The organism is Fodinicola feengrottensis (assembly GCF_010993775.1).
GTDB classification, from domain to species: Bacteria; Actinomycetota; Actinomycetes; order Mycobacteriales; family HKI-0501; genus Fodinicola; species Fodinicola feengrottensis.
On sequence record NZ_WOTO01000008.1, the window covers coordinates 77,667 to 101,393 of the forward strand.

Annotated in this window: 21 protein-coding genes and 6 pseudogenes; 15 read left to right on the top strand and 12 right to left on the bottom strand. The window is 67.6% G+C overall.

Annotated features, from left to right (window positions below; translation table 11 throughout):
* Positions 1-95: 95 nt before the first annotated feature.
* The 5 genes and pseudogenes from GNX96_RS09545 (at position 96) to GNX96_RS09560 (ending at position 4,426) form a co-directional block, all read left to right on the top strand.
* The gene (locus GNX96_RS09545; protein WP_163567793.1) at positions 96-1,184 is read left to right on the top strand and encodes a glycoside hydrolase family 172 protein; all 1,089 of its coding nucleotides are present in this window, start codon (positions 96-98) and stop codon (positions 1,182-1,184) included.
* Positions 1,185-1,407: 223 nt separating this feature from the next.
* Positions 1,408-1,578: pseudogene (locus tag GNX96_RS62975) on the top strand (extracellular solute-binding protein); the annotation flags it as partial.
* A gap of 76 nt (positions 1,579-1,654) precedes the next feature.
* Positions 1,655-2,548 (top strand): extracellular solute-binding protein, encoded by an 894-nt coding sequence (locus GNX96_RS09550; protein WP_279579884.1) that lies wholly within the window; start codon positions 1,655-1,657, stop codon positions 2,546-2,548.
* Positions 2,545-3,510, top strand: a complete 966-nt coding sequence (locus tag GNX96_RS09555) for a carbohydrate ABC transporter permease (RefSeq protein WP_279579885.1) — start codon at positions 2,545-2,547, stop codon at positions 3,508-3,510. The genes GNX96_RS09550 and GNX96_RS09555 overlap by 4 nt, the downstream gene beginning before the upstream one ends.
* Positions 3,500-4,426, top strand: a complete 927-nt coding sequence (locus GNX96_RS09560; protein ID WP_279579886.1) for a carbohydrate ABC transporter permease — start codon at positions 3,500-3,502, stop codon at positions 4,424-4,426. Before GNX96_RS09555 ends, GNX96_RS09560 begins: the two co-directional genes overlap by 11 nt.
* Here the strand turns inward: GNX96_RS09560 and GNX96_RS60955 are convergent.
* Together GNX96_RS60955 and GNX96_RS09565 are read right to left on the bottom strand one after the other, a co-directional pair.
* Positions 4,398-4,751 carry a zinc-binding dehydrogenase gene (locus GNX96_RS60955; RefSeq protein ID WP_313885620.1) on the bottom strand — a complete coding sequence of 118 codons (354 nt, stop codon included), beginning with the start codon at positions 4,749-4,751 and terminating at the stop codon, positions 4,398-4,400. The two genes, GNX96_RS09560 and GNX96_RS60955, sit on opposite strands and share 29 nt — an antisense overlap.
* Positions 4,712-5,320, bottom strand: coding sequence for an NADP-dependent oxidoreductase (locus GNX96_RS09565; protein ID WP_313885615.1), 609 nt, complete (start codon positions 5,318-5,320; stop codon positions 4,712-4,714). Before GNX96_RS09565 ends, GNX96_RS60955 begins: the two co-directional genes overlap by 40 nt.
* 94 nt (positions 5,321-5,414) lie before the next feature.
* On the opposite strand from GNX96_RS09565, the gene GNX96_RS09570 reads away from it, so the two are divergent.
* The 8 genes and pseudogenes from GNX96_RS09570 to GNX96_RS09595 all read left to right on the top strand — a co-directional run bounded on the left by GNX96_RS09570 (position 5,415) and on the right by GNX96_RS09595 (position 10,941).
* Positions 5,415-5,813, top strand: coding sequence for a winged helix-turn-helix transcriptional regulator (locus GNX96_RS09570; RefSeq protein WP_163567794.1), 399 nt, complete (start codon positions 5,415-5,417; stop codon positions 5,811-5,813).
* 509 nt (positions 5,814-6,322) lie between these two features.
* Complete coding sequence (locus GNX96_RS09575) at positions 6,323-6,856, top strand: imelysin family protein (protein WP_163567795.1); 534 nt, start codon at positions 6,323-6,325, stop codon at positions 6,854-6,856.
* On the top strand, positions 6,820-7,269 hold the full coding sequence (locus GNX96_RS09580) for an EfeM/EfeO family lipoprotein (protein ID WP_163567796.1): 450 nt from the start codon (positions 6,820-6,822) through the stop codon (positions 7,267-7,269). Before GNX96_RS09575 ends, GNX96_RS09580 begins: the two co-directional genes overlap by 37 nt.
* A pseudogene (gene efeB / locus GNX96_RS09585) lies at positions 7,266-8,526 on the top strand (iron uptake transporter deferrochelatase/peroxidase subunit). The gene GNX96_RS09580 and the pseudogene efeB overlap by 4 nt, the downstream one beginning before the upstream one ends.
* 20 nt (positions 8,527-8,546) lie before the next feature.
* A pseudogene (locus tag GNX96_RS50415) lies at positions 8,547-8,849 on the top strand (alkaline phosphatase family protein); the annotation flags it as partial.
* 52 nt (positions 8,850-8,901) lie between these two features.
* Complete coding sequence (locus GNX96_RS50420; RefSeq protein WP_279579887.1) at positions 8,902-9,846, top strand: phospholipase C; 945 nt, start codon at positions 8,902-8,904, stop codon at positions 9,844-9,846.
* Entirely contained in the window at positions 9,843-10,184 is a 342-nt protein-coding gene (locus GNX96_RS50425; RefSeq protein WP_279579888.1) for an alkaline phosphatase family protein, read from the top strand. The genes GNX96_RS50420 and GNX96_RS50425 overlap by 4 nt, the downstream gene beginning before the upstream one ends.
* 484 nt (positions 10,185-10,668) lie before the next feature.
* Positions 10,669-10,941, top strand: a complete 273-nt coding sequence (locus GNX96_RS09595; protein WP_163567797.1) for a DUF4242 domain-containing protein — start codon at positions 10,669-10,671, stop codon at positions 10,939-10,941.
* Here the strand turns inward: GNX96_RS09595 and GNX96_RS09600 are convergent.
* The 7 genes and pseudogenes from GNX96_RS09600 to GNX96_RS09625 all read right to left on the bottom strand — a co-directional run bounded on the left by GNX96_RS09600 (position 10,932) and on the right by GNX96_RS09625 (position 18,343).
* The gene (locus tag GNX96_RS09600; protein WP_279579889.1) at positions 10,932-11,570 is read right to left on the bottom strand and encodes a nucleoside/nucleotide kinase family protein; all 639 of its coding nucleotides are present in this window, start codon (positions 11,568-11,570) and stop codon (positions 10,932-10,934) included. The genes GNX96_RS09595 and GNX96_RS09600 overlap by 10 nt on opposite strands.
* A gap of 139 nt (positions 11,571-11,709) precedes the next feature.
* Positions 11,710-12,495 (bottom strand): annotated as a pseudogene (locus GNX96_RS67115) (hypothetical protein); the annotation flags it as partial.
* Between the two features lie 874 nt (positions 12,496-13,369).
* A complete protein-coding gene (locus GNX96_RS67120; RefSeq protein WP_452124466.1) occupies positions 13,370-14,734 on the bottom strand; it encodes a 2-oxo acid dehydrogenase subunit E2 in 1,365 nt (454 codons plus the stop codon).
* Positions 14,622-14,981, bottom strand: a complete 360-nt coding sequence (locus GNX96_RS62990; protein ID WP_390623959.1) for a biotin/lipoyl-containing protein — start codon at positions 14,979-14,981, stop codon at positions 14,622-14,624. The genes GNX96_RS67120 and GNX96_RS62990 overlap by 113 nt, the downstream gene beginning before the upstream one ends.
* On the bottom strand, positions 14,953-15,942 hold the full coding sequence (locus GNX96_RS09615; protein WP_163567800.1) for an alpha-ketoacid dehydrogenase subunit beta: 990 nt from the start codon (positions 15,940-15,942) through the stop codon (positions 14,953-14,955). Before GNX96_RS09615 ends, GNX96_RS62990 begins: the two co-directional genes overlap by 29 nt.
* A pseudogene (gene pdhA / locus GNX96_RS09620) lies at positions 15,939-17,031 on the bottom strand (pyruvate dehydrogenase (acetyl-transferring) E1 component subunit alpha). The gene GNX96_RS09615 and the pseudogene pdhA overlap by 4 nt, the downstream one beginning before the upstream one ends.
* 268 nt (positions 17,032-17,299) lie before the next feature.
* Positions 17,300-18,343 carry a hypothetical protein gene (locus tag GNX96_RS09625; protein ID WP_163567801.1) on the bottom strand — a complete coding sequence of 348 codons (1,044 nt, stop codon included), beginning with the start codon at positions 18,341-18,343 and terminating at the stop codon, positions 17,300-17,302.
* 329 nt (positions 18,344-18,672) lie between these two features.
* On the opposite strand from GNX96_RS09625, the pseudogene GNX96_RS50435 reads away from it, so the two are divergent.
* Positions 18,673-18,756: pseudogene (locus tag GNX96_RS50435) on the top strand (hypothetical protein); the annotation flags it as partial.
* Between the two features lie 46 nt (positions 18,757-18,802).
* Positions 18,803-19,285: a trimeric intracellular cation channel family protein gene (locus GNX96_RS09630; RefSeq protein ID WP_279579891.1), complete on the top strand. Its 483-nt coding sequence runs from the start codon at positions 18,803-18,805 to the stop codon at positions 19,283-19,285.
* 665 nt (positions 19,286-19,950) lie between these two features.
* Here the strand turns inward: GNX96_RS09630 and GNX96_RS09635 are convergent.
* Genes GNX96_RS09635 through GNX96_RS09645 form a run of 3 tightly spaced genes read right to left on the bottom strand, consistent with a single transcriptional unit; the run spans position 19,951 to position 23,475 of the window.
* Positions 19,951-20,427: a hypothetical protein gene (locus tag GNX96_RS09635; protein ID WP_163567739.1), complete on the bottom strand. Its 477-nt coding sequence runs from the start codon at positions 20,425-20,427 to the stop codon at positions 19,951-19,953.
* An 8-nt stretch (positions 20,428-20,435) separates the two neighbouring features.
* Positions 20,436-22,682 carry a GTPase gene (locus GNX96_RS09640; RefSeq protein WP_163567802.1) on the bottom strand — a complete coding sequence of 749 codons (2,247 nt, stop codon included), beginning with the start codon at positions 22,680-22,682 and terminating at the stop codon, positions 20,436-20,438.
* Positions 22,654-23,475 carry a dynamin family protein gene (locus tag GNX96_RS09645; RefSeq protein WP_163567803.1) on the bottom strand — a complete coding sequence of 274 codons (822 nt, stop codon included), beginning with the start codon at positions 23,473-23,475 and terminating at the stop codon, positions 22,654-22,656. The genes GNX96_RS09640 and GNX96_RS09645 overlap by 29 nt, the downstream gene beginning before the upstream one ends.
* Positions 23,476-23,727 lie beyond the last annotated feature (252 nt).

Below are 23,727 nucleotides of genomic sequence, written 5' to 3' on the forward strand. Positions count from 1 at the left end.
GGGACGGGAGTCCTTGACGTAGGTCACATGGCGGACCTAGGGTCACGAGAAATCGTTTACTCACGTTGGTTTACTTACTCCGGGTTAACAAAGGGATGACCGTGACATCAGGTTTCGTGGGCGGAGGTCTGGGCCAGCTGTCGGTGCGTACGACCGCGCGAACCCGCTCCATCAGCGCCGAGAACGTCACCGGCGAAAAGGGCCGCGGCGCGATGGCGACCGAGGGCACCGGCTCGCACGCGGCCTCCGACCTTGGCCGCGGCTGGAAAGTCTCGCCGAGCGTGAAGATCGCCGCCGGCCAGACGTACACCATCGCCGACATCACCGGTCCGGGCGTTATCCAGCACATGTGGCTCACCACCCACTACAAGGCGTGGCGGCGCACGATTCTGCGGTTTTACTGGGACGGCGAGGCCACCCCCGCGGTGGAGGTGCCACTGGGTGATTTCTTCTGCAACGGCTGGAGCGAGTTCAGCCAGGTCAGCTCGCTGCCGATCGCGGTCAACCCGAACGGCGGTTTCAACAGCTACTGGGAAATGCCGTTCCGGACGGCCGCCAAGATCACCCTGGAAAACGTCGGCGACGACGAGGTGGTGCTTTATTACCAGGTCGATTACAGCGAAACCGAGGTGCCGGAGCAGGCCAGCTATTTCCACGCCCAGTGGCGGCGGAACAATCCGCTGCCGTACGGCGAAGTGCACACCATCCTGGAAGGCGTCCAAGGTGCCGGGCATTACGTCGGGACGTACCTTGCCTGGGGCGTCAACAACAACGGCTGGTGGGGCGAGGGCGAGATCAAGTTCTACCTGGACGGCGACCAGGAATTCCCGACCATCTGCGGCACCGGCACCGAGGACTACTTCGGCGGTGCCTGGGATTTCGAGCTCCCGGAAATCGGCTACCAGGTTTTCACCACACCGTTCCTCGGGCTGAACCAGGTCATCAAGCCGGACGGGCTCTATCAGAGCCAACAGCGTTTTGGCATGTATCGCTGGCATGTTCCGGACCCGATCCGGTTCGCGCAGGACATCAAGGTGACCATCCAGGCGTTGGGCTGGCGCGGCCCGAGTGGCAAATACCTGCCGCTGCAGGACGACATCGCCTCCACCGCGTTCTGGTATCAGGCGGAGCCGGCCGGCGCCAACCCGGCTACCCCGCACCGTGACCACATTGAGGTCATCTAGCATTTCTGGAGGCCACATGGCCAACGGCATCTCCCGCCGCACCCTGCTGAAGGCGGGAATCGGCACGGCCGCCGCAGCGACGGCCGGCGCTGCGGCGCTGGCCGGCTGCGGGCGTACGACGACCGCGGGCAGCTCCGAACCGCTGGAGTTCTGGAACTTCTACACGCCGAACCCGTTGCGTACGCCCACGTCCATCGCCCAGGGCGGCTGGTTCGACACGTTCATCGCGGACTGGAACAAGAAGAACAAACAGCAGGTCAAGCCGATTTTCATCCCGAACTACACCGGTACGAACAAGGTGCAGACCTCGTTCGCGGCCGGCAGCGGGCCGGACATCTTCCTGATGAGCCCCGGCGATTTCCTGCGCTACTACAACGGTGGCGTGTTGCAGGACCTCACGCCGTACATGACCAAGGAAGCGATCGCCGACTTCCTGCCCGGAGCGCTGGACACTCGTACGGTCGACGGCCATGTTTTACGCGCTGCCGATGGAACAGGAACCGTTGGCCATCTATTACAGCGAAAAGGTCTGGGAGGACGCCCACCTCTCCGAAGGGGACATCCCGAAGACCTGGGACGCGATGCTGGAGTTGGCCGCGAAACTGGAAACCAAGGATCGAGCCGGGCTGGTTTTCGAGCCGGGCCAGGGTTATTTCCAGAACTTCACCTGGTATCCGTGGATGTGGCAGGGCGGCGCGGACGCGGTCGGCGGCGACGGGAAGTCGGCTTTCGACACCAAAGGGGCGATCCAGGCCCTGCAGCTGTTCCAGGACGGTGTCGTCAAGGGAGTGTCGCCGCGTACCAACCCGGCCGCCGGCGACCTGCCAGCAGCGCTCGACAAGGGCCAGGCCGCGATGTGGCAGAGCGGTATCTGGAATGTCGCGGACTTTCGCTTGCGGCTACCCAAAACGAGATACGGCATCTTCCGGTTGCCGACCCCGTCGGGTGGCCGGTACGCCACCATCGCCGGCGGATGGGCCTTCGTGGCCAACAAGAACGGCCGCAATCCGGAGGCCGCCGCGAAGTTCTGCGTGGAGGCGGTCGGCTCGATGGACCCGGCCTCGGTCAAGCGCGTCGCGGACTGGTGCACGGTGGCCAAAAGCGATATCTCGCCGCGAAAGTCGGCGCTGGACCTGGGCACCGCCCGAGGCGGCTACAGCACGCCGATCATGAAACAGTTCAAGGACGACATCTATCCTGGTACGCGCGGTGAACCGCGCTATCCACCGGTCATCTACAAGGCGATCTCCGACGCGATCCAGAACACCATGCTGGCTGGCCACAAAGCGGCCGACGAAGCCGAAATCGCCGGCGCGTCCATCGACGCTTACCTGAAGTCCTATGAGGGGGCGAAAATCCTGTGACCGCACCTACCTCGGCCAGAACAGCCTCCAAGACGGCGTCCAGCGAGCTGCCCGCGACCGCGGCCAAAAGCCCGAAGCTCAACCGGCGGCAGCGCGAAGGCTGGGCCGCCGCGCTTTTCCTGGCCCCGGATGTCATCGGCCTGACCATCTTCATCGGACTGCCGATGGTGCTGTCGTTCGTCCTGAGCCTTTTCCAGGTCAGCGGCTTCGGCCAGTACACGTTCATCGGTTTCGCCAACTACCAACGGATTTTCGCCGACCCGGTGTTCTACTCGAGCCTGCGTACGACCCTCATCTACGTGGTCTGCCTGGTCCCTGGCGGCTTCGTCGCCAGCCTGCTGTTGGCGTTGTTGGTTCGACAGAAACTGCCCGGCGTAGGCTTCTTCCGGACGGCCTATTTCCTGCCGTTCTCGATCAGCATTGTCGTAGTGGCACTGATCTGGCGTTTCATGCTCGACGACCAGGTCGGCGTGGTGAACCAGGTGCTCGGCTGGGTCGGTATCCCGCCGCAGTCCTGGCTGGGCAACCCACAGCTGGCCCTGGGCACCGCGGTGGTGGTCACCATCTGGGTGCAGATGGGTTACTACATGGTCATCCTGCTCGGCGGCCTGCAGGACATTCCCACCGAGTTCTACGAAGCGGCCCGAATCGACGGCGCGAGCGCGTGGGCGAATTTCCGGCACATCACCTGGCCACTGCTGAAGCCGACCAGTTTCTTCGTACTCCTGACTTCCACGGTGGCCGCCCTCACCGGCGCTTTCGACATGATCTACGTACTCACCAAAGGTGGCCCGGCGAACAGCACGAACGTGCTGATCTTCTATATCTACCAACAGGCTTTCCAGTACGGCGAATACGGCTACGCGGCCGCTATCGGCACTTTCCTGGTGCTGATCATGCTGGCCTGTTCGACGGCCATCTTCGTGACCACCCGGGGAGGGCGTTTCAGCTATGGCGACTGAGCGAATCGTGCCGGCCCGGCGGCGGATGCGGCCGGCCACCATGTTCCAGTTGGTCGCCGCGATCGCGGTCGCCGTCTTCGCGCTTTTCCCGTTGCTGTGGCTGTTCACCGGCGGGTTCAAGACCCAGACCGAGGCCAGCACCGGCGCTTTCTGGCCGTCCCACCCGACCCTGGACAACTTCGTCTTCATCTTCACCCAGGTGCCGTTCCTGCGTTATCTGCTGAACAGCTTCTTCGTCTCGGCGATTGTCACCGTGGTCGCGCTGTTCTTCCACTCGATGGCCGCGTACGCGCTCGCCAGGCTCCGATTCCGCGGCCGGGACACGGTCTTCATGCTGGTCTTCGCGACCCTTCTGGTGACCGCGCCGGTCATTCTGGTGCCGCTGTTCGTGGTCGTACGAGAGCTGCACATGTTGAACAACTACGCCGGCCTGATCGTGCCGGCGCTGTTCAACGCCTTCGGTATCTTCCTGCTCCGGCAGTACTACATCACCATCCCGAAGGAGCTGGAAGAAGCCGCGATCGTGGACGGCTGCGGCTACTGGCGGGTGTACTGGAACATGATCCTGCCGCTGTCCCGGCCCATCCTCGCGGCGCTCACGGTGTTCTTCTTCCTGGCCAACTGGAACGCCTTCGTATGGCCGCTGATCGTGCTCGCCGACGACAAGTACTTCACCGTGCAGGTCGGGTTGCAGCTGCTCCAGGACCAGGTCACCGTCGGCGGCGGCGCCAACTGGTCGTACCTGCTGGCCGGCTCGACGCTGACCGCGCTGCCCGACCATGATCCTGTTCTTCTTCCTGCAGCGCCGGCTGGTGGAGTCGATCAAGACCTCAGGCCTCAAGGGCTGACTTTGACCAACGGCTTGCCGGCGGGTTTCCCCGTCCGCGTCAGATTGTCAGGACGAGCTTGCCACTGACCCGCCCGGATTCGCCGAGTTCGTGGGCCTTGGCAACGTCATCCAGCGGGAAAGTCTGCTCGACTTGCACCCGCAGCTGCTTCGCCTCGACAAGCTCGACAAGGCCGAGGAGACCGACGCGGTCGGGCTCGACCAGAATGTTCGTCGTCCGCACACCCCGCACGGCGGCAGCGGTTTCAACGCGTTCAGCAACGCCGCCGGGTACGCCAATCAGCAGACCGCCTTCCTTGATTGCCGACAGCCAGCGCAAGTCGCTTTCTTCACCAACCAAGCCGAAAAAGACATCTACGTCGGATGTTGTGGCGGTCTTGTCGTGATAGTCGATCGGCTCGTCGACGCCGAGTTCGCGGAGGAAACGTGCTTGCCGGCGCTCGCCGTGCCGATGACGTACGCGCCCCGAGCCTTGGCGATCTGCACCGCGAGGTGTCCGACTCCACCCGCGGCGGCGTCGATGAACACCCGCTGCTCGCTCTGAACCGCGCCGATGTCGACCAGCCCCTGCCATGCCGTAAGCCCGGCCAGCGGAAGTGCGGCTGCTTCGACGTGTGACAGTTCTGCCGGTTTGCGGACGAAATGGCGAGAAGGGGCGGTGACGTACTCGGCGTAGGCATTGGCCGGTCGCGGAAACCAGGGCATGCCGAGGACTTCGTCACCTTTGCCGACCCCGCTGGCACCGAACCCGGTTTCCTCAACCACGCCGGCGACATCCCAGCCCACCGTGAACGGTGGCGTGCCGAGGAACCCGCCACCGGCCCGTACTTTCCAGTCCACCGGATTGATTCCAGCGGCCACCACCCGCACCAGGACCTCGGTAGGCCCAGGTTCCGGGCGCGCTGCTTCGCTGACCTGCAGCACCTCCGGTCCACCGAGGACCTGCTGAGTCACGATACGCATCAAAAGCTCCTTCTTCCGTCATCCTGAGGTCTCTATGCTGGCCAGAGGTAGTCACTCTTGGCTAGAAGGCACTTCTCGGTAAAGTAGGTACCTGATGGAAACCACCGTTGAGCAGGGCGGGCCGTGGAACGTCTACCTGCGAAACTGTCCCTGCCGTGACGTCCTGGACCTGGTGGCCAACAAATGGACGGCGTTGATGCTGGGGGCGCTCGCCCGTCATTCGCACCGGTTCGGCGAGTTGCGTCGCGCGGTGGACGGCATCAGCCAGAAGATGCTGACCCAGAATCTGCGTCAGCTGGAACGGGACGGACTCGTCAGCCGGACGGTGCACCCGACCACGCCACCGACTGTCGAGTACGCCCTCACCGACATGGGCACCGAGGTCGCCGCATACTTGACAGCGCTCAGCACCTGGTCACAGACCAATTTCGACCGCATCCTCGCATCTCGGGAACATTACGACGACGAGCAGACCGCACAGCTCAGTCGGTAGCTCGGCTCACCCAGCCCGAAGTCAGTCGCGAATGAGAGTGGTCGCGACAGGCACTCCCGCCAGAAATACAACGCTCGGGACATTTGCCCCTATTAGCTCCTCGAATTATTTGCTTTCTTTCGGCACTGTTCACTTCGCGTGTATCTGCCTGTGTCTTGCCTCGGACCCGACGGCCAGTCAAGATATCCGACGGAACGCGAATCGTGGTAAATCTTACGTCATGAAAAGGTAAAGAAGTCGTGGAGGTTCCGTCGGTGGCGCGCTGCCCAACCCGGTGTTCGCTCTGACCGCCCGCCGCTGGGGCTGGCCGGTAGCGTTGCTGGCCGCCCTGGTGGTGTTCGTGGCTGCCTTCCTGGTCGCCCGCGCGGTCGCGTCCGGCCCGGCGCAACCTTCGAACGTGCTGACGGTCTCCCGGAGCGGCTGCGGGCAGGGCTGGAACGCTCCGCAAGCCGGCGACCAGACACTCTACCGTACACAACGTCGACAGCCTGAGCGCCGAAGCGGACATCGTGGACACCGCCAACGGCGCGATCTATGCCGAGGCCGAGGGCCTCGGACCGGCGACCACCCGGCCGCTGCGGGTGTCGCTGCCGGCCGGCGCGTACGCGCTGCGCTGTGTCGTCGAGGACAACGACCCGATCACCGGCCCGACAGTCAGGATCGCCGGCGCCGCGAAGGCCGCGAGCGTGGGCGTCAAGCCGGTCACCCAGAACGACCTGGTCGGTCCCGTACGCGACTACCAACGGCTCGTCCTGGCCGGCATCGGCACGCTCGTACAGAATACTGGCGCCCTCAAACAGGCGGTGGCCAGTGGCGACCGGAACGCGGCGCAGGCCTGGTGGCTGACGGCCCACCTCGCGTACCAGCGCCTCGGCGCCGCGTACGACGCCTTCGGTGACCTGGACGGCTCGATAAACGGCACCACGGCCGGACTGGCCGGCGGGGTGGCGGACGCGGGCTTCACCGTTTCCACCGGATCGAGTACGGGCTGTGGCACAACGCGCCGATGGCCTCGCTGGCCCCGTTCGCCGACCAGCTGCTGAAGGACACCCAGAGCCTGCAGTCCCAGTTCGCCGACGCACAGGTCGATCCGCGCGACCTCGGGCTGCGTACGCACGAAATCCTGGAGGACGCGCTGCGGTTCGAGCTGACCGGCAAGACCGACGAGGGCAGTGCCAGCATGCTGGCCAGCGCGGCCGCCGACCTGGACGGCACCCGGATGGTGCTCGGCGTGCTGCGGCCGGTGCTGCAGGGCCGGTACGCCGACCTGCCGGCCCTGGACGCGTCCCTTAACCGGCTGCAGAAGGCGCTGGATGCCGGTCGTACGGGAGCGGCATGGAAGTCGGTCAACGACCTCTCCACGGCACAGCGGGAGGCCGTCAACGGCGCTCTCGGCGACGCCCTGGAGCGGCTGGCCCCGATCGCGGTCATCTGCGACTCGCGGAGGACCTCATGAGCGGCCCACAGATTCCCCGCCGGCGGCTGATCGCCGGTGTGCGCGGCGGCGCCGGCCTCGCCGCCGCGGCGGGTGCCGCGGTCGGACTGGATGCCGGCTTCGGCAGTCGTACGACCGCACCGGCCGCTGAGCCAGCCGGCCTCGCGTCAGTGCCTTTCCACGGCGTCACCCAGGCCGGCATCGTCACCTCGCAACAGCGCCAAGGCGCGATCGTCTCCTTTGACTCCACTGTGGACAGTCGAGACGACCTGGTCGAGCTTTTCAAGACAATCACCGAGCGGGCGCGTTTCCTGACCACCGGCGGAACGCCCTTCGACGCCGGGATTTCGGCTCCACCGAACGACTCCGGCGTGCTCGGACCGGACGTACTGCCGGACCGGCTGACCGTCACCGTCGGCGTCGGGTCGTCCCTTTTCGACCAGCGCTACGGTCTCGCCGCCCAGAAACCGGCTCGACTGAAGCCGATGACGATGTTTCCCAACGACGATCTGACCCCAGCCCTGTGCCACGGACATTTCCGTCCAGCTCTGCGCCGACAATGCCGACACGGTCGTACACGCCCTGCGTGACCTTGCCCGGCACACTCGCGGCGGAATGCAGATCCGCTGGCGCGCCGACGGATTCATGTCACCATCTCGGCCGGATGGCTCACCGCGGAACCTGATGGGTTTCAAGGACGGCACAGCCAATCCGAGCACCGCTGACATTTCGCTGATGAAAAAGCTTGTCTGGGTCGGAAAAACCGCCACCGAGCCAGCCTGGGTCAGCGGCGGCAGCTACCAGGTCGTCCGGCTGATCCGGATGTTGGTGGAATTCTGGGACCGGGTGGCGATTTCCGAGCAGGAGAACATGTTCGGTCGGCGCCGGGACACCGGCGCGCCGCTGGACGGCAACCACGAACTCGACAACCCGAATTTCGCCGCCGACCCGATCGGCTCGGCGATCCCGCTGACCAGCCACATCCGGCGGGCCAATCCGCGGACCCCGCAAACCGACGCCAGCCGCATGCTGCGCCGGCCGTACAACTACGACAACGGTGTCGACTCCGTGGGCAACCTGGACATGGGGCTGCTTTTCATCTGCTATCAGCAAGATCTGGTGCGGCAGTTCGAGGCCGTACAGACCAGGCTCGCCGACGAGCCGCTGGTCGACTACATCTCCCCGTACGGCGGCGGCTATTTCTATGTGCTGCCAGGCGTACGGGACAGCACCGACTACCTGGGGCGGAGCATGTTCTCGGTCCGATCAGAGGGGTAAATCCGCACATGATCAAGAAAATGCAGGTGCTACGAAAACGCCACCCGGTGGCGATCGCGGTGGCCGGCGCCTCGGCGCTGCTGCTCGCGGCCACCGGCGGGGCGGCCTATGCGCAGGTGACCGGCAGCTCGGTCACCCAGGCACAGCTGGCCAGCCAGACGCGGACCGCGACGCCTATCAAGCACGTGGTGGTGATCTTCGACGAGAACATCTCGTTCGACCACTACTTCGGCACGTACCCGCACGCCACCAACGAAAACGGCACGCCGTTCCGCGCCAAGTGGGACACCCCGCGGGTCAACGGGCTGAGCAGTTCGCTGCTCAACCACAACCCGAACCTCTACAACCCAAAAACGGCTGTCGCCGTCGCAGGCGATGACCTGCGACCAGAACCACAACTACAAGAACGAGCAGCAGGCGTACAACGGCGGCAAGGCCGACCAGTTCGTCCAGCACACCGAGACCGACAAGTGCACCGGCCAGCCGATCCTGTTCGGTGAGCCGGGCCTGGTGATGGACTACTACGACGGCAACACCGTCACCGGTCTGTGGAACTACGCGCAGAACTATGCGATGAGCGACAACTCGTTCAACAGCGTCTACGGCCCGTCCTCGCCCGGCGCGGTGAACCTGATCTCCGGTCAGACCCACGGCATCTACGCGGTGGACTCGGTGACTGGCGCGAAGGTCAGCGACGCGTACACGGTGCAGTCGCCGGACGCGAACGGCGTCGGCACCATGACCAACGACCCCGACCGGCCGGCCTTCGACAACTGCTCGGACAGCAACCACACCAGCAAGAACGCGCTGGGCGTGATGACCGGTCCGAACGTCGGCGACCTGCTGAACAAGAAGAAGGTCAGCTGGGGCTGGTTCCAGGGCGGCTTCCGGCCAACCGGCACCGCCAACGGCTACTCAGTGTGCGGCGCCACCCACACCAACGTTGGCGGCAACTCCGTCGTCGACTACAGCGCGCACCACGAGCCGTTCCAGTACTACCAGTCGACCTCGAATCCCCAGCACCTGCCGCCGTCGTCGGTGGCCGCGATCGGCAGCACCGACCAGGCGAACCACCAGTACGACCTGAGCGACTTCGACCAGGCTGTCGCGTCCCGCCACCTGCCGGCCGTGAGCTTCCTGAAGGCCGGCGAATACCAGGACGGCCACGCCGGCTACTCCGACCCGCTGGACGAGCAGGCCTTCGTCGTACGGGAGATCAACCAGCTGCAGAAGTCCCCGGACTGGAAGTCCACCGCCGTCGTCGTCGCGCGTACGACGACTCCGACGGTTGGTACGACCACGTCACCCCGCCGCTGGTGAACGGCTCCAAGGACCCGAACCTGGACCAGGCCGCCTGCCAGGGCAAGCCGGTCGGCAACGACCAGCAGGACCGCTGCGGCTACGGCCCCCGCACCCCGCTCCTGGTGATCTCGCCCTACAGCCGTACGAACGCGGTTGACCACCGGCTCACCGACCAGACCTCGATCCTGAAGTTCGTCGAGGACAACTGGAACGTCGGCCGCGTCGGCGGCGGCTCCTACGACGCCAAGGCCACCAGCCTCGCCGCGAACTGGGGCGGAATGTTCAACTTCTACCAGTGGCCGAACACCCGACCACTGATCCTCGACCCCAAGACCGGCGCCGTCGTCCGGCACTAGATCACGTCTCCCTCTCAGGCCCCGAGTCCCGCACACCGCTGCGGACTCGGGGCCCGAGTTTTTTTTGTCCCTTCGTACGGGTGGGTGCGGCGCGAAACTGTCGTACGTGTCTGTTTTTTTTTTTTCCCCCTCCCTTTGAACGGGCGGGGGGTGGGTCGAGAGGCGGACCTTAATTTTTAGTTGAACATCGGTCCTCAAACCCACCCCCCACCCGTCACTGGGTGGGGGCGATTTTTCGGGGTCGGTACGACAGTTTCGCGCCGCACTGGGATGCTGGGCGGCCGAGGAATACAAGCGATTCGCAGACCTGCGCTGGAAATCCGGGCAAATCTTCACGACACGGTCGCCTTTGTGGAGCTTCAGGCAGGGCTGCCTTCCCGAACAGGCAATGGCACACCTGTGTCACGCGCTTCTTACCGACCGCAGGAAGAAGGAGCCGCCGCCCACCTGGGCGACGGGCTCACGTCCATACAGGGAGAAGACAATGCCTCGTTATCTCGTTGAGCGCACATTCCAGGACGGCCTCGCCATCCCAATGACCGCGGACGGCGCCAAGGCCTGCCGGACTATCGTGGACACCAATACGAAGCAGGATGTCACCTGGGTGCATTCGTACGTTACCACCGACAAAACCACGACTTTCTGTATTTACGACGCGCCATCGCCGGAGGCGATCCGAGCAGCGGCCGACAATAACGGAATTCCGGTCGATCGGATCACCGAGGTGCGCGTGCTCGACCCCTATTTCTACGTCTGACACCGGACAACACGCGGACAATCAAGATCGCTGTTGTCGATGACGATGGACGCGAGAGTGGCTGGGCGGCAGGTGGCCAGATAGAGCATCTGGCCACGGACGTAGCGCTGGTTGGCGGGGGCGTCCGGATGGGGGTTCGAGCCGTCCCTGCCGGCCATCCGGGCGAAAGAAGCCGCGAACTGGACGTCGAGGAAGATGCTGTAATCCCAGTATCCGGCCAGTTCCGGGCGATGCAGGAAAATGCCGTCGAACACCAACACAGCGTCCGGGGCCGCCTGTTCCACCGGTACCTCGACAGGTCGGTCCGCGACGTGGTCGAACATGGCACGTCGATATTTCCGGGCGCCGCCGCCAGTGGACAGCGGATCAAGCAGTGCCGCGTGCAAAGCCGGATAGTCGTACGAATCGCGGAAATAGCCCTCCGGGCTGGTCCGTCCACGCCGGTACCGAACGGAACGCGGTTGGTGAAAACCGTCCACACCGGCCCGGATGACCGGCCGCCCGGAAATCGCGTCCGCGAGTTCTCCGGCGAAGACTGTCTTGCCGGCGCCGTCGACACCATCGACGCCGACCTTCACCACACCTTCGTGCGGCAACGCGGCCACCTGCTCCGCCACAGACCTGATCACATTCATGCGTACAGTCTTGGACAAAGCCCCTCGCAAACCCTGGACGCAAACTACGGCTTGCCGAGACAGAGGACGTAGTTGTTCCCCCGTCTTCGCGGTGGGTGAAGACGGTGACCGTGGTCGCCTTCGGGCACTTGGCCGAGTCGGTGGTGTCCTCCAGACGGTCCTCCACCTTCAGGGCACCAGACGCATTGCACTGGGCCAGCATCAGGGTGCTGTTGGCGGTACGCCGGACGCAGTCGCCTTTTTCGATCAGTGGGGTCGCCATGTCCGGAATGATCAGGAAAGCGGCTCCGACGCCGCAGGCGCCGAGCACCACCAGCACGACCGCGACGATCGCGATGATCCACCAGAGTTTCCCGGACTTTCGCCGCGGCGGAGCGGGCATCGGCATGCCGGGTGGGACAGGGCCCGGGGGAGCCACTGCGTATCCGCCGGCTGAGTACGGGCTGGGGGCGGCGGACGCTGGGATGGCCGGCTGCTGGCCGGTCATCCCGGTGCCGGGATGCGACATGCCGCCGTGCGGTGCCATCCCCGGTCCGGCCTTGGTCAGCGGGCCGGCCTGGCCGCCGGGACGCGCCCAGGGCGACGGCGGCGGACCGGCTGGTACGGGACCGCCGGGCATCGGCGGCGGCATCGGACCTGGGGGGACCGGCCCAGACGGTAACTGGCCGTGCGGCGGTTGGGCACCAGGCATCGGAGGCGGGGGCATCGGCGGTGGCGGCATCGGACGACCAGGCGGCGGTCCGGGGGCCGGGCGGTAGCCACCACGCTGCGGCAACATCGTGGTCTGCGGCATGGTGCTCGGTGGCATCGGACCAGGCGGCAAGGCGTTGGGAGGCAGATTCGGCTCCGGCACCCGGCTGCCACGCAATTCCGGCGGTTTGGGGCCGAGCCGCTTGGGCTTGGCCTCCGCTGTGGGCATTTCACCGGCCGTCGCCGCCGAGGCTGATGCTGCGGGCTTTTCGGTCGGCTCCAGGCCAGTGGCCCCGGCCGGCGGTTTGTCCAGCCCTAGCGGCGCCACGGCAGCCGTGCCATCAGGCTCACTGGTCGTACTCGCAGGCTCCGACAACGCCGTGGGTTCAGCGCTCGTACGCGCCGGATCGACGGGCTCAGCGCGCGTACGACCAACCTCAGAGACTTGGGTGTTGGCCGCTGCCCGGGCCGCTTCGCTGCGGGCCACCCGAAGCAGTGCCGGGTCGATCGCCTGGGTCTCGCCCTCGTCGGCCTCCCCCAAGGACCCCTCGGCCGCGGCGGCGTCGGTGGCCGGCGCCACCGGCCAGCTCTCGGCCGGCGACGAGCCCGCATCACCGGGCCGGGACGGGGTCCCGGCCGACGGCCGCGATTCGGTGTCGCCTGCGTCGGGCACCTCGACTCCTCCCTGCTGTGGGCGGGTCCACCGGCATGATGGCCAAGCCCTTACGGGCAACGGTATCGAGTCACCCAAGCAGGCCCTCGGCCGGTTGGCGATGTCCCTACTGCCGGGTCATCACAAAAAGAAACGCGCACCGGCGGCAGATGCCGGTGCGCGTGCGATCGGTGGCTGTACATGACACCGATCTGGAGGGCGTCCCGCCGATCGGGGGACAGACGGAACGCCCGGTCTTATGAGAAGTCGCGGTTGGCGATCGCCAGTAGTTCCTCGCGCATCGAGGGCGAGGTGGCCGAGGCGATGGCGCTGTTGATCGCGCGGTTGCGACGGGCGACAGCCCGGTTCTGGCGGCGGTACTTACGAACGATGCTCTCTCCACGGTGTAACCCTCTCGTAGGCGTCTTTGGCTACCCGCTAATTACACCGCTCATCCGCCTAGATTTCCAGCGATTCGAAGGTGAGTACGCTCACTCACCCACGATCTGTTCACCATCTGTCCTCCTGAAGCACGCAACGCCCCGGTGCTTGCGGCTAGCACAAGCAACGAGGCGTTGCGGACGTACGGGCAGGACACTAGCTCCAGAGCAGGAGCGTCTGCGGGTCGTCCAGGACACGGGCGATGTCGGCCAGGAAGAGCGACCCGAGCTCGCCGTCGATCATCCGGTGGTCGAAGGACAGCGACAGCTGCATGACCTGCCGCGCCTTCACCTCGCCGTCGTGCACCCACGGCATCAGCTTGACCGCGCCGATCGCGAGGATCGCCGCCTCGCCCGGGTTGATGATCGGCGTACCAGCGTCCACGCCGAACACGCCGACATTGCTGATCGTGATCGACCCACCGGCCATCTCCGCCGGCGGGTGTCCGGCCTTCCTTGGCGACCGCGACCAGCCTGTTCAGCGCCGCGCACAGCTCGGGCAGTGTCATCGCGTCGGCGTCCTTGACGTTCGGCACGATCAGCCCGCGCGGAGTAGCCGCCGCGATCCCGAGGTTCACGTAGTGCTTGATGACGATCTCGCCGGCGGCCGCGTCGAACACGCCATTGACGTCCGGATGCCGGCGGATCGCCGCGAGCACCGCCCTGGCGACCACCAGCAGCGGGCTGACCCGCAGCCCGTCGAACTCGCGCGCCTTCTTCAGCCGCTCGACCAGCTCCATCGTGCGGGTCACGTCGACCGCCATGAACTCGGTGACGTGTGGGGCGGTGAACGCGCTGCTGACCATCGCCTCCGCGGTCAACTTACGGACGCCCTTGACTGGCCGCCGCTCCTCCCGCGGCCCGACCGCGACCCGTACGGCCGCTGGTGGCGCTGGTACGGGAACCGGCTCGGTGGCGACCTCGGCGGCCCGTTGTACGTCGTCCCTGGTCACCGTGCCGTGCGGTCCGGTGGCCCGGATAGTGGCGAGGTCGACGCCGAGGTCACGGGCGAGCCGTCGTACGGGCGGCTTGGCTCGTACCGGCGCGCTCGCGGCCGCGGCGGCTCGTTCGAAGGCCCGGCCGACCTCCAGCCCGCCGTGCCGAACAGGCTTGGCGACCGAGTCCGGAATGGTGGGGAGCAGCGGCAGCTCCGGCCCGTCCACCGGCACCTGCGGTGCCGCTTGCTTGCGCGGCCGGCGGCTGGCGCTGACCGCCTTCGGCCCATAGCCGACCAGCAGAGCGGTTTTGCCCTCGTCCGGGTCGTCACCGTTCTTCGCGGCCGGAGCGGCCGTCGGTGCGGCCGTCGCGCGCGGCCGACACCTCGGCCGACGCAGTGCCGGGCTCGGTCTCGATCCGGATGATCGTGGAACCGACATCCACCGTCGTACCCGGCTCGAACATCACCTCGGCGACCACGCCCGCATACGGCGACGGGATCTCGACCGCCGCCTTCGCGGTCTCCACCTCGACGATCGGCTGGTTGAGCACGATCGTCTCGCCGGGCTTGACCAGCCACTGCAGGATCTCGCCCTCGGTCAGGCCTTCGCCCAGGTCGGGAAGCTTGAATTCTTTCACGCTCGACAAATCAGGCTCCTCAATGCGCCAAGCAGCGGTCGACGGCATCCAGCACCCGGTCCAGGTCGGGCAGGTAGTGCTCTTCGACCCGGGCCGGCGGGTACGGGGTGTCGAAGCCGGTGGCTCGCAGGACCGGCGCTTCCAGCGAGTAGAAGCACTCCTCCTGTACGCGGGCGGCCAGCTCGGAACCGAGGCCGAGCGTGCCGGGAGCCTCGTGCACCACGACCATCCGGCCGGTTTTGCGTACCGAGGTGAAGATCGGGTCCATGTCCAGCGGCGACAGCGACCGCAGGTCGATGACCTCCAGCGACGGACCACTCTCGCTGGCTGCGGCCGCAGCGGCGTCCATAGCGACCCGGACCATCGGCCCGTACGCGACAACCGTGCAGTCGGTGCCCTCACGCAGCACCCGGGACGCGTGCAACGGGAAGGCACCCTCGACCGAGATTTCCGGGTCGACTTCGCCCTTCTCGTGATAGCGCCGCTTGGGCTCCAGGAAGATCACCGGGTCGTCGGACGCGATGGCCTGCCGAATCATCACGTTGGCCTCGGCCGGGCTCGAACAGGCGACCACCTTCAAGCCCGCGGTGTGCGCGAAATACGCCTCCGGGGACTCGCTGTGGTGTTCCACCGCTCCAATGCCACCGCCGAACGGCAGCCGGATGGTGACCGGCAGGGTCAGCCGGCCGGCCGAGCGGTAGTGCATCTTGGCCAGCTGCGACACGATCTGGTCGTACGCGGGATAGACGAAGCCGTCGAACTGGATCTCACAGACCGGCCGGTAGCCGCGCAGCGCCAGGCCGATGGCGGTGCCGATAATCCCGGACTCGGCCAGTGGGGTGTCGATCACCCGGTCCTCACCGAAGTCCTTCTGCAGACCGTCGGTGACCCGGAAGACGCCACCGAGACGGCCGATGTCCTCGCCCATCAGGATGACCTTCGGGTCGTCTTCCATGGCCGTACGCAGGCCGGCGTTTATCGCTTTCCCCAGCGTCATCGTGCGGGTCATCGGTGTCCTCCAGCCGGTGCGTCGGCGAAGCTGTCCAGGTAGCGGGTGAAGGTGGCGCGCTGCGCGTCCAGCTCCGGCGAACCGTGCGGGTAGACGTGGTCGAAGATGCTGTCCGGCGCCGGCTCTGGCATCGACAGGCAGTCCGCGCGCAGCTTGGCGGCGAGCGCGTCGGCGTCGGCCTTGACCGAGTCGAAGTAGTCGTTGTCGGCGACCTGTTGGCGGATCAGGAACGACTTCATCCGGGCGATCGGGTCCTTCAGCTTCCAGGACTCCACCTCGCTCGCGATCCGGTATTTGGTCGGGTCGTCGTTGGTGGTGTGAGCGCCCATCCGGTACGTGTACGCCTCGATCAGGCTCGGTCCCTCGCCACCGCGGGCCTTGTTCAGTGCGTCCTGGGTGACCGCGTACGTGGCGAGCACGTCGTTGCCGTCCACCCGTACGCCCGGGAAGCCGAACCCGCTGGCCCGCTGGTAGAGCGGCACCCGGGTCTGGCGCTCCAGCGGCTCGGAGATCGCGTACTGGTTGTTCTGGCAGAAGAAGACCACTGGCGCGGTGAAGACACTCGACCAGATGAAGGCCTCGTTCACGTCGCCCTGACTGGTGGCGCCGTCGCCGAAGTAGACGATCGCGGCCTCGTCCTTGGCCGGGTCGTCACCGCCCACCCGGCCGTCCTTGGCGATGCCCATCGCATAGCCGGTCGCGTGCAGGGTCTGCGCGCCGATCACGATCGTGTACAGCTGGAAGTTGTGGTCGGCCGGATCCCAGCCGCCCTGGTCGTTGCCCCGGAACGTACCGAGGATGCGGACCGGGTCGACGCCGCGGCACCACGCCACGCCGTGCTCGCGGTAGGTCGGGGAAGGCCATGTCCTGCGGCCGTAGAGCCCGACCGGAGCCGATCTGGGCGGCCTCCTGGCCCAGCAGCGAGGCCCAGATGCCCAGCTCGCCCTGCCGCTGTAAGGCGGTGGCTTCGAAGTCGACCCTGCGGATCAGTTCCATATCGCGATAGAGGTCGCGATAGTCCTGGTCGGTGAGCTGCAGGTGATAGTCCGGATGCTCGACTCGCTCACCCTCCGGGGTGAGCAGTTGCACGAGCCGGGGATCGCCCCCCCCCTGACATGCCTGACATGCCTTCTCCTCGTCATGAACCGCCCGGCACGGGATCGCCGTACGCGGGTGCGGACCCTTCGGTGCGCTCGGGGTGAGAACACCGTTTTCGGCGTGTCGCGACCGGGGTTACCGTGCCGCGACAACGCGTGACTGCCTTGTCGCTTACCCTGTTTCCCAGCATGTCAGACTGAGCTGCGGCTGGTGAGGTAGAGGACACCGGAAACACGTCCCGTGCAGGGACAAGTCGTCATCATCCGGGGGAGGTGGCCTCGGCCGATCGGACGGTGCGTTCGAATCGTTCGCGCGGTGCCGGACTCGCGAAACAGTCCGTACGGTCAGTTTTGTATGCAGGCGAAGGCGCGCCGACTGCCGTTCCCACGGCAGCTGAACGCGGCTGGAGGGGGCTGATGTCGTGGCGGGGACAGCGGATCGGCTGACGCCGCGCCCCATCCGTCGCGGCCCGTTGGCCGGACGTGGGCCGCTCGCGGGCATCGCCGGGCTGTCGGCGATCGCGACCGGCGCGAGCGCCGTCCTGATCGGCCTCGGCACTTCGCAGCTGAACTTCCCGCTCGTCTCCAGTACCCCCGTGGGTGAGCGCCGCCGGCGGCGACTCGGTGCCAGCCGCGCCGCCCGGCACCGGCCCAGGTGGGTCGGGCGGGACCAGTGGCACCGGCAGCCAGCCGGGCCGTCCCGGAGTGCCCGGTGGCCAGACCGGCATCGTCATCATCAACCCGATCGGTCCGCGGCCCGGCGGTCCCGGCGCCGGACCGGTGCCACCCGGTGGCCCGGCCAACCAGCCGCCGGTCGCCCAGGTGCCCGGCCGTGGAGTGCCGACCGGCGACTGGCCGTCGTCGCCGAGCTTCCCCGTCCCGCCCGGTGACAACGGCTTCGACATCGATCTCGGCTTCATCAAGATCCACATTCCGGTGCCGTTCGCCCAGCCCGCCAGCCGTACGACCAACGCCAGTCCGCAACTGGCCAGGCCCGCCACCGACCCGGCGCTGACGCCGGCACTGGACCCGTCGCTTGACCCCGCTGTCGATCCTTCGCTTGACCCGGCGGCTGGGCCGTTGCCGTATCCGGTGGTCCTGCCGTCCAACGCCTGCGACCAGCCGCCCATCCCGGCCCAACGGCCGGGCTCCGACGGGCCGACGCCGGACCCCAGTGGCTCCCCGACCGGTTCACCGAGCGCGACGCTGCCCGGTGGCGTCCGATCGCCTGGGTCGGGCCCGCTGCCGACCGGCGCCCCGATCCGTACGCCGGCCGGCACCGCAAGCCGGTCGACGGCCGGCACCGCACGCCGGACCAGCCGCCGTCGATCTCCTTCGGGCAGCCGACCCCGCCAACTGGTTCCTGGGGCACGCCACCAACCACTGGGACCGGCTCCACCACCCCGCCGCCGGCGGACCCGCCGCCGAGCCCGCCCTCGGGTGGCTCCACCGATCCGAACGGTTCCAGCACCCCGCCGGCCGGTGGCTCGGGCGGCTCAGGTTCGTCGGACCCGAGCCCGTCCGGCACTTCTGGTTCGGGCGACTCGGGTGCTGGCTCCGGCGATTCCGGCGGCAACACGCCCGCCCCACCCAGCTCCGGCTCGTAACCCGCGGCGGCTCGTACGCTGCCGCCGTGAACGCGTCTCTCATCTTGGAACTGGTCGGCATCTTCGCCTTCGCGCTGTCCGGCGCGTCGCTGGCCGTCGAACGGGACTTCGACCTGGTCGGGATGGCCGTCCTCGCCGAGACCACCGCGTTGGGCGGTGGGGTGCTGCGGGCGGGACGTACTGCTGGGCACCACCCCCGCCGCCTTCTCCCAGCCGGCGTACCTCGTGACACCGCTCGTCGCGACCGCGGTGGTCTTCGTCTGGCACCGCCGACTCGAACGGGTCGCACGGTTCGTACTGGTGGTCGACGCCGCCGGAGTCGGCCTTTTCTGCGTGGTGGGCACCCAAAAGGCGCTGCTGTTCGGGCTGGCCGGGCTGCCGGCAGTGATCCTCGGCGCCACCAGCGCGGTCGGCGGTGGCGTACTCCGCGACCTGCTGGCCCGGCAGGACCCGACCGTACTGCGCAAGGACAGCCAGATGTACGCCATCCCGGCCCTGCTCGGCGCCACTGTCATCGCCCTCGGCCAGTGGGCGCGAATCGACACTCCCACCCTCGCCGTCGGCGCCGCCGCGGTCACCTTCGCCCTGCGAATGCTCGCCCTGCGCTACAACTGGCGCGCCCCACACCCCCGGCGCTGACCCGAATTCACGTTTGCGGGCTTTACCCAGTGCGGCGCGAAAATGTCAGCCCCACCGGGAAGACTCGAATTCGGGGGCGGCATTTTCGGAAATCGCTGGGCCTGCTGACGGAGAAGTCGCCGAACGCCACCGAAATCAGATCACTCGACGCCCCCGCGGCACGCGGTGTCATTCTCGGAACGAGACCGATTCAGTGCCACTCCCCAAAACCCAGGTGCGGCGCGAAAATGTCGTACGTGTCTGTTTTTCTTTCCCCCTCCCTTTGAACGGGCGGGGGGTGGGTCGAGAGGTGGACCTTAATTTTTAGTTGAACATTGGTCCTCAAACCCACCCCCCACCCGTCACTGGGTGGGGGCAAATCTGCCGGAGGGGTACGACAGTTTCGCGCCGCACCCTAGATAGCAGCCCCGTCGAAGGCGAGTTGGCTCTCGGAGTTCGGTGCTGGTGTTGAGTGCGGCACAATGTCCCGCACTCGATGGTGAGTGCGGGACATTGTGCCTCACTCGATGAGCCAGGTTGGTCCAGTGGCACGAAAAGTGCGGCGGGTGCCACCGAAATCGCGTTATTCGACACCTCAGTAGAGCGGTTTTGGTGGCACTCGGCGAGCGACACCCATTTGGGTGGCACTCACGAGCCGCCGGAAGCGAATCCGCCGGGTCGGCGATTTAGCGGCGGGTCAGCACCTGGTACGCGTCCTGGGCGGTGGCGTAAGCGGTGAGCTCCCCGCGGATCGGCCCCACCACGTATTCGCGGACCGCGGCGACCACGCCCTCGCGAAGTCGCTGGACGACCCGGGCCTGCGCGCGGCGGGCGCCGCTGCGGACCATCGAGCGGGTGATCAGTGCCAACAACACGCCGAGCAGCAAACCACCGCCGAGCAGCGCGGCCGGCAGGATCACCCGGAGCATGGCCGGCACCGCCGCCAGCAGGTGCGGCTGGACGGCGTTCACGATGAGGTCGGCACCGCCGGCCACCGCGACCAGCGCGAGCAGCCACTGGGCCAGCCACATCGCCCGCCACCAGCCGGGCCGCTGGTCCAGACCCAGGTCGGTGTCGCTGAGCACTAGATCCAGGGCGGGTTGTACGGCGTCGGCGTGTACGCGGGTGGCGCGCGAAACGGTCGGGTGCCAGGCCGGTGGCATCGTCTCGGTCAGCCGGTCGGACAGTCCGCGCAGAGCGCCGTCGACCTCGGCCCGGCCGCGCGCGCGCGCGGCACCACGACCCCGCCGCTGGCGCCGGCGCGGCCGTTGCCGTGTTCACGTTCGGCGGCCGAGCGCGGGTCCGGCCGGAGCCGGCCGACCAGCCGGGCGAAGGTCCAGCCGGTGTAGCGGCCGGCCCGCCACAGGTAGCTGCCGTGCACCTCCTCGGCCAGTGCCGGGATGCCGGCGGCCTGCGCGAGGTCGTCCACGATCGCGTTCTGGTTCGCCCGGTCGACCTCTTCCGGCACGGGCGGGCCGGACAGTGACGCGAGCGCCACCGACACCCGGTCCAGGTCGGCGGAGATCCGGTCCACCGCGGTCCGCCGTTCGGCGATCGCAGCGGCGAAGAGCTTGCGTACGTCGTCCAGGCCAGCGCCGGTACGAGCGGACACCGGCAGCAGCGCGACCTCGCCCAGCCCGTCCTCATGCAGCAGCCGGCGTACGTCCTGAAGACAAGCGCCAACGTCCGCCGGCTCCAGCGTGTCGACCTGGTTCAGCAGCACGACGGTGGCTTGTTCGTGGTTCGCCATCTCCCGCAGGTAACGCTGGTGGATTGCGGCATCGGCGTATTTCTGCGGATCCAGCACCCAGACCAGCAGGTCGACCAGGCCAATCATCCGGTCCACCTCGAGGCGGTGGGTCACGTTGGTCGAGTCGTGGTCGGGCAGGTCAAGCAGCACCAGCCCGCGCAGCTCGGCCTGCTCGTCGCCGTCCAGCACGGACTCCCGGACCACCTGGTTGCGCGCCGCGATGGAGAGCCAGTCGAGCAGCTCTTTGGCGCCATCGGGTCCCCAGATGCAGGCGTGCGGCAGCGAGGTGGAGGTGGTCGGCCGGCGCACGCCGACGGCCGACAGCTCCAGCCCGCTCAGCGCGTTGAACAGCGACGACTTGCCGCTCCCGGTGGCGCCGACCAACGCGACCACGGTGTGCATGGTGGACAGCCCGAGCCGCTCACCGGAACGCTCCAGCAGCCGGTGGCCGGGCGCGAGGAAGGTGTCGTCGACCCGGTCGGCGCCCGACTCCAGCAGCCGGCGCAGCGCGTCCAGCCGGTTGGACACGGTCGCCAGACGCTGCGCGGACTCCCGCTCCAGCGCCCCGTTCAGCTCGGGCGATTCGGTCACTGTCACGTCCGGGTCCGTACTGATCGCGGATTCGTCGGCGGCTCCCGGCGGGCCGGCGCGGCGGCATGCCGCTGCGACCAGTGGTCCCGAGAGGCGGCCCGGCTCGGCCGGGGCCGGTCCCGGCCGCCGGCCGCGATCCGCGCCTCGTCCACCCCGGCGGCCGCCCCGCAGCCGCTCGCCGGTCCGCTCGCCGACACCCGCTTCGGTCAGCCGCGCCTCGTACCGGCGCCGCTCGCCCTCCATAAGAGCACCGACACTCTGCAACAAGGCGGACCTGGCACGGCTCGCCAGCCGACGCGCGTCCGCGTCTTCGAAAGTCCGTCTTACGGCTGAGACCAGCTCCTGCGAGGCCGAGGCGTTCGAGCGTCGGTGCGATTCCGGCAACCCGTCGACCAGCTGACCGACCGGCAACACGGCGGCCGTCATCACCACCAGGGCAGCGGCTGAGGATGCGTACGCGGTGGACTTGGCCGCACCCTTGCCGCCAGACACCACGGTCTGATCAAGCACGGTCTGCTGCCATTCGGTGACTACCTGCCGGGCCATCGCGCCGAACCCACTGGACGCCCTGGCCAGGCCCGGGCCGCTGGCCAGCAGCGCGGCACCGGCGGGTCGGGAGCTCCACCGCTGCGACGCCGCCTCGGCGGCGTGCTCGGCGGCCTGTTCCAGTGCCGCGGTCAGTGCGCCGGCGATCGCCCGGCTGAGCCCCTGGCCGGGCAGCGAACGACCGGACAACGCGGCCGCCAGCTGATTGCGGAAGCGGCCGTCGCGGGCCCGGATCGTACGGGCCAGCTCGCCGGTGCTGACGAACTCCTGCCAGCGGGCCAGCACCTCGCCGTGCAGGATGTCGCCGCCCTCAATGGTCCGGGAGAGCTGCTCGGACTCGCGCGCGTACGCGCCGTTGATGTCTTCTCGCAGGTCCTGCGCCGCCGCGTCCTGCGCCACGGCGTGCCGGACCAGCGCAGTGGCCCGCGGCCGCAGGCTGGCGAGTGCGCCGTCCAGGGTCTTGGTCGAGATCGCCGTCCACTGCTCACCGTCGGAGGCGAGCTCAGCCAGCCAGGCCTTGACCGGCGCCACCGCCTCGGCCGGCAGCAGCCGCTCCGCCAGCGCGCGCGCTGTGCGGCACGACCAGCAGCGGAGCGTTGCCGAGGCCTTCCTTGCGGAGCATCTGGCTCAGGTGCTGCTCGATCTCCTCGGCGCCGACCGGCAGCCGGTCCAGGACGACCGCCACGCTGGTGCCGCGCGACTCTGCCGTACGCAACGCGTCCCACGGCACCGCGTCGGCATACCGACTGGAGGTGGTGACGAAGATCCACAGGTCGGCGGCGGCCAGCAGCTCACCGGCCAGATCCCGGTTGGCGTCCACCACCGAGTCCAGGTCGGGCGCGTCCAGCAGCAGCAGCGCGATCCCCGGCGTCAGCGCGGCGGACGTGACGACCGCCAGCTGGGAGACCTCCTGGCGGTCCTGCCGGGTCGGGTCGGCGATCCGGCGCAGCCGGGGCAGGATCCGGTCATCGGAGAACCAGCGCACGTCGTCGGGATGGCAGACCAGCACCGGCGACCGAGTGGTCGGGCGCAGCACTCCGGCCGGGCTGAGCTGCTTGCCGGCCAGGCTGTTCACCAGCGTCGACTTGCCGGACCCGGTGGAACCGCCGACCACCGCGAGCAGTGGCGCGTCGGCTCGCTGCAACAACCGCGGCAGCAGGTAGTCCTCGGCCTGGTTGATCAGCGCCGTACGCCCCTTGCGCGCCGCTGGCGCACCGGGCAGGTCAAGCGGGAACCGGGTGCTGGTGACGACGCGTAGGAGCTGCTCGACGGTCTCGAGCAGCTTCGAGGCCCCGGCGACCGGGGTAGTGCGGTCGGACAGCACCCCTCCAGCCTGCCTCGCGCCTGCCCACGACACAATCTGCCTCTCCGGCTTGCGCATACTCACTCGCCGAGGTTCGTCCCGGCGGGATCGCCACCGCCAAGGCCCGTACGACCATCCGGTGATCCGGGCCACTGCCGCTGGTTATCCCCTGGAACGTCCAGTGTGGACGGAGCATACCGTCCACAGGATCGGTCGTGATGACGTTATCGCCCTCCGCCGCGACCGCGCGGACAAACCGGAATTTCACCCCGA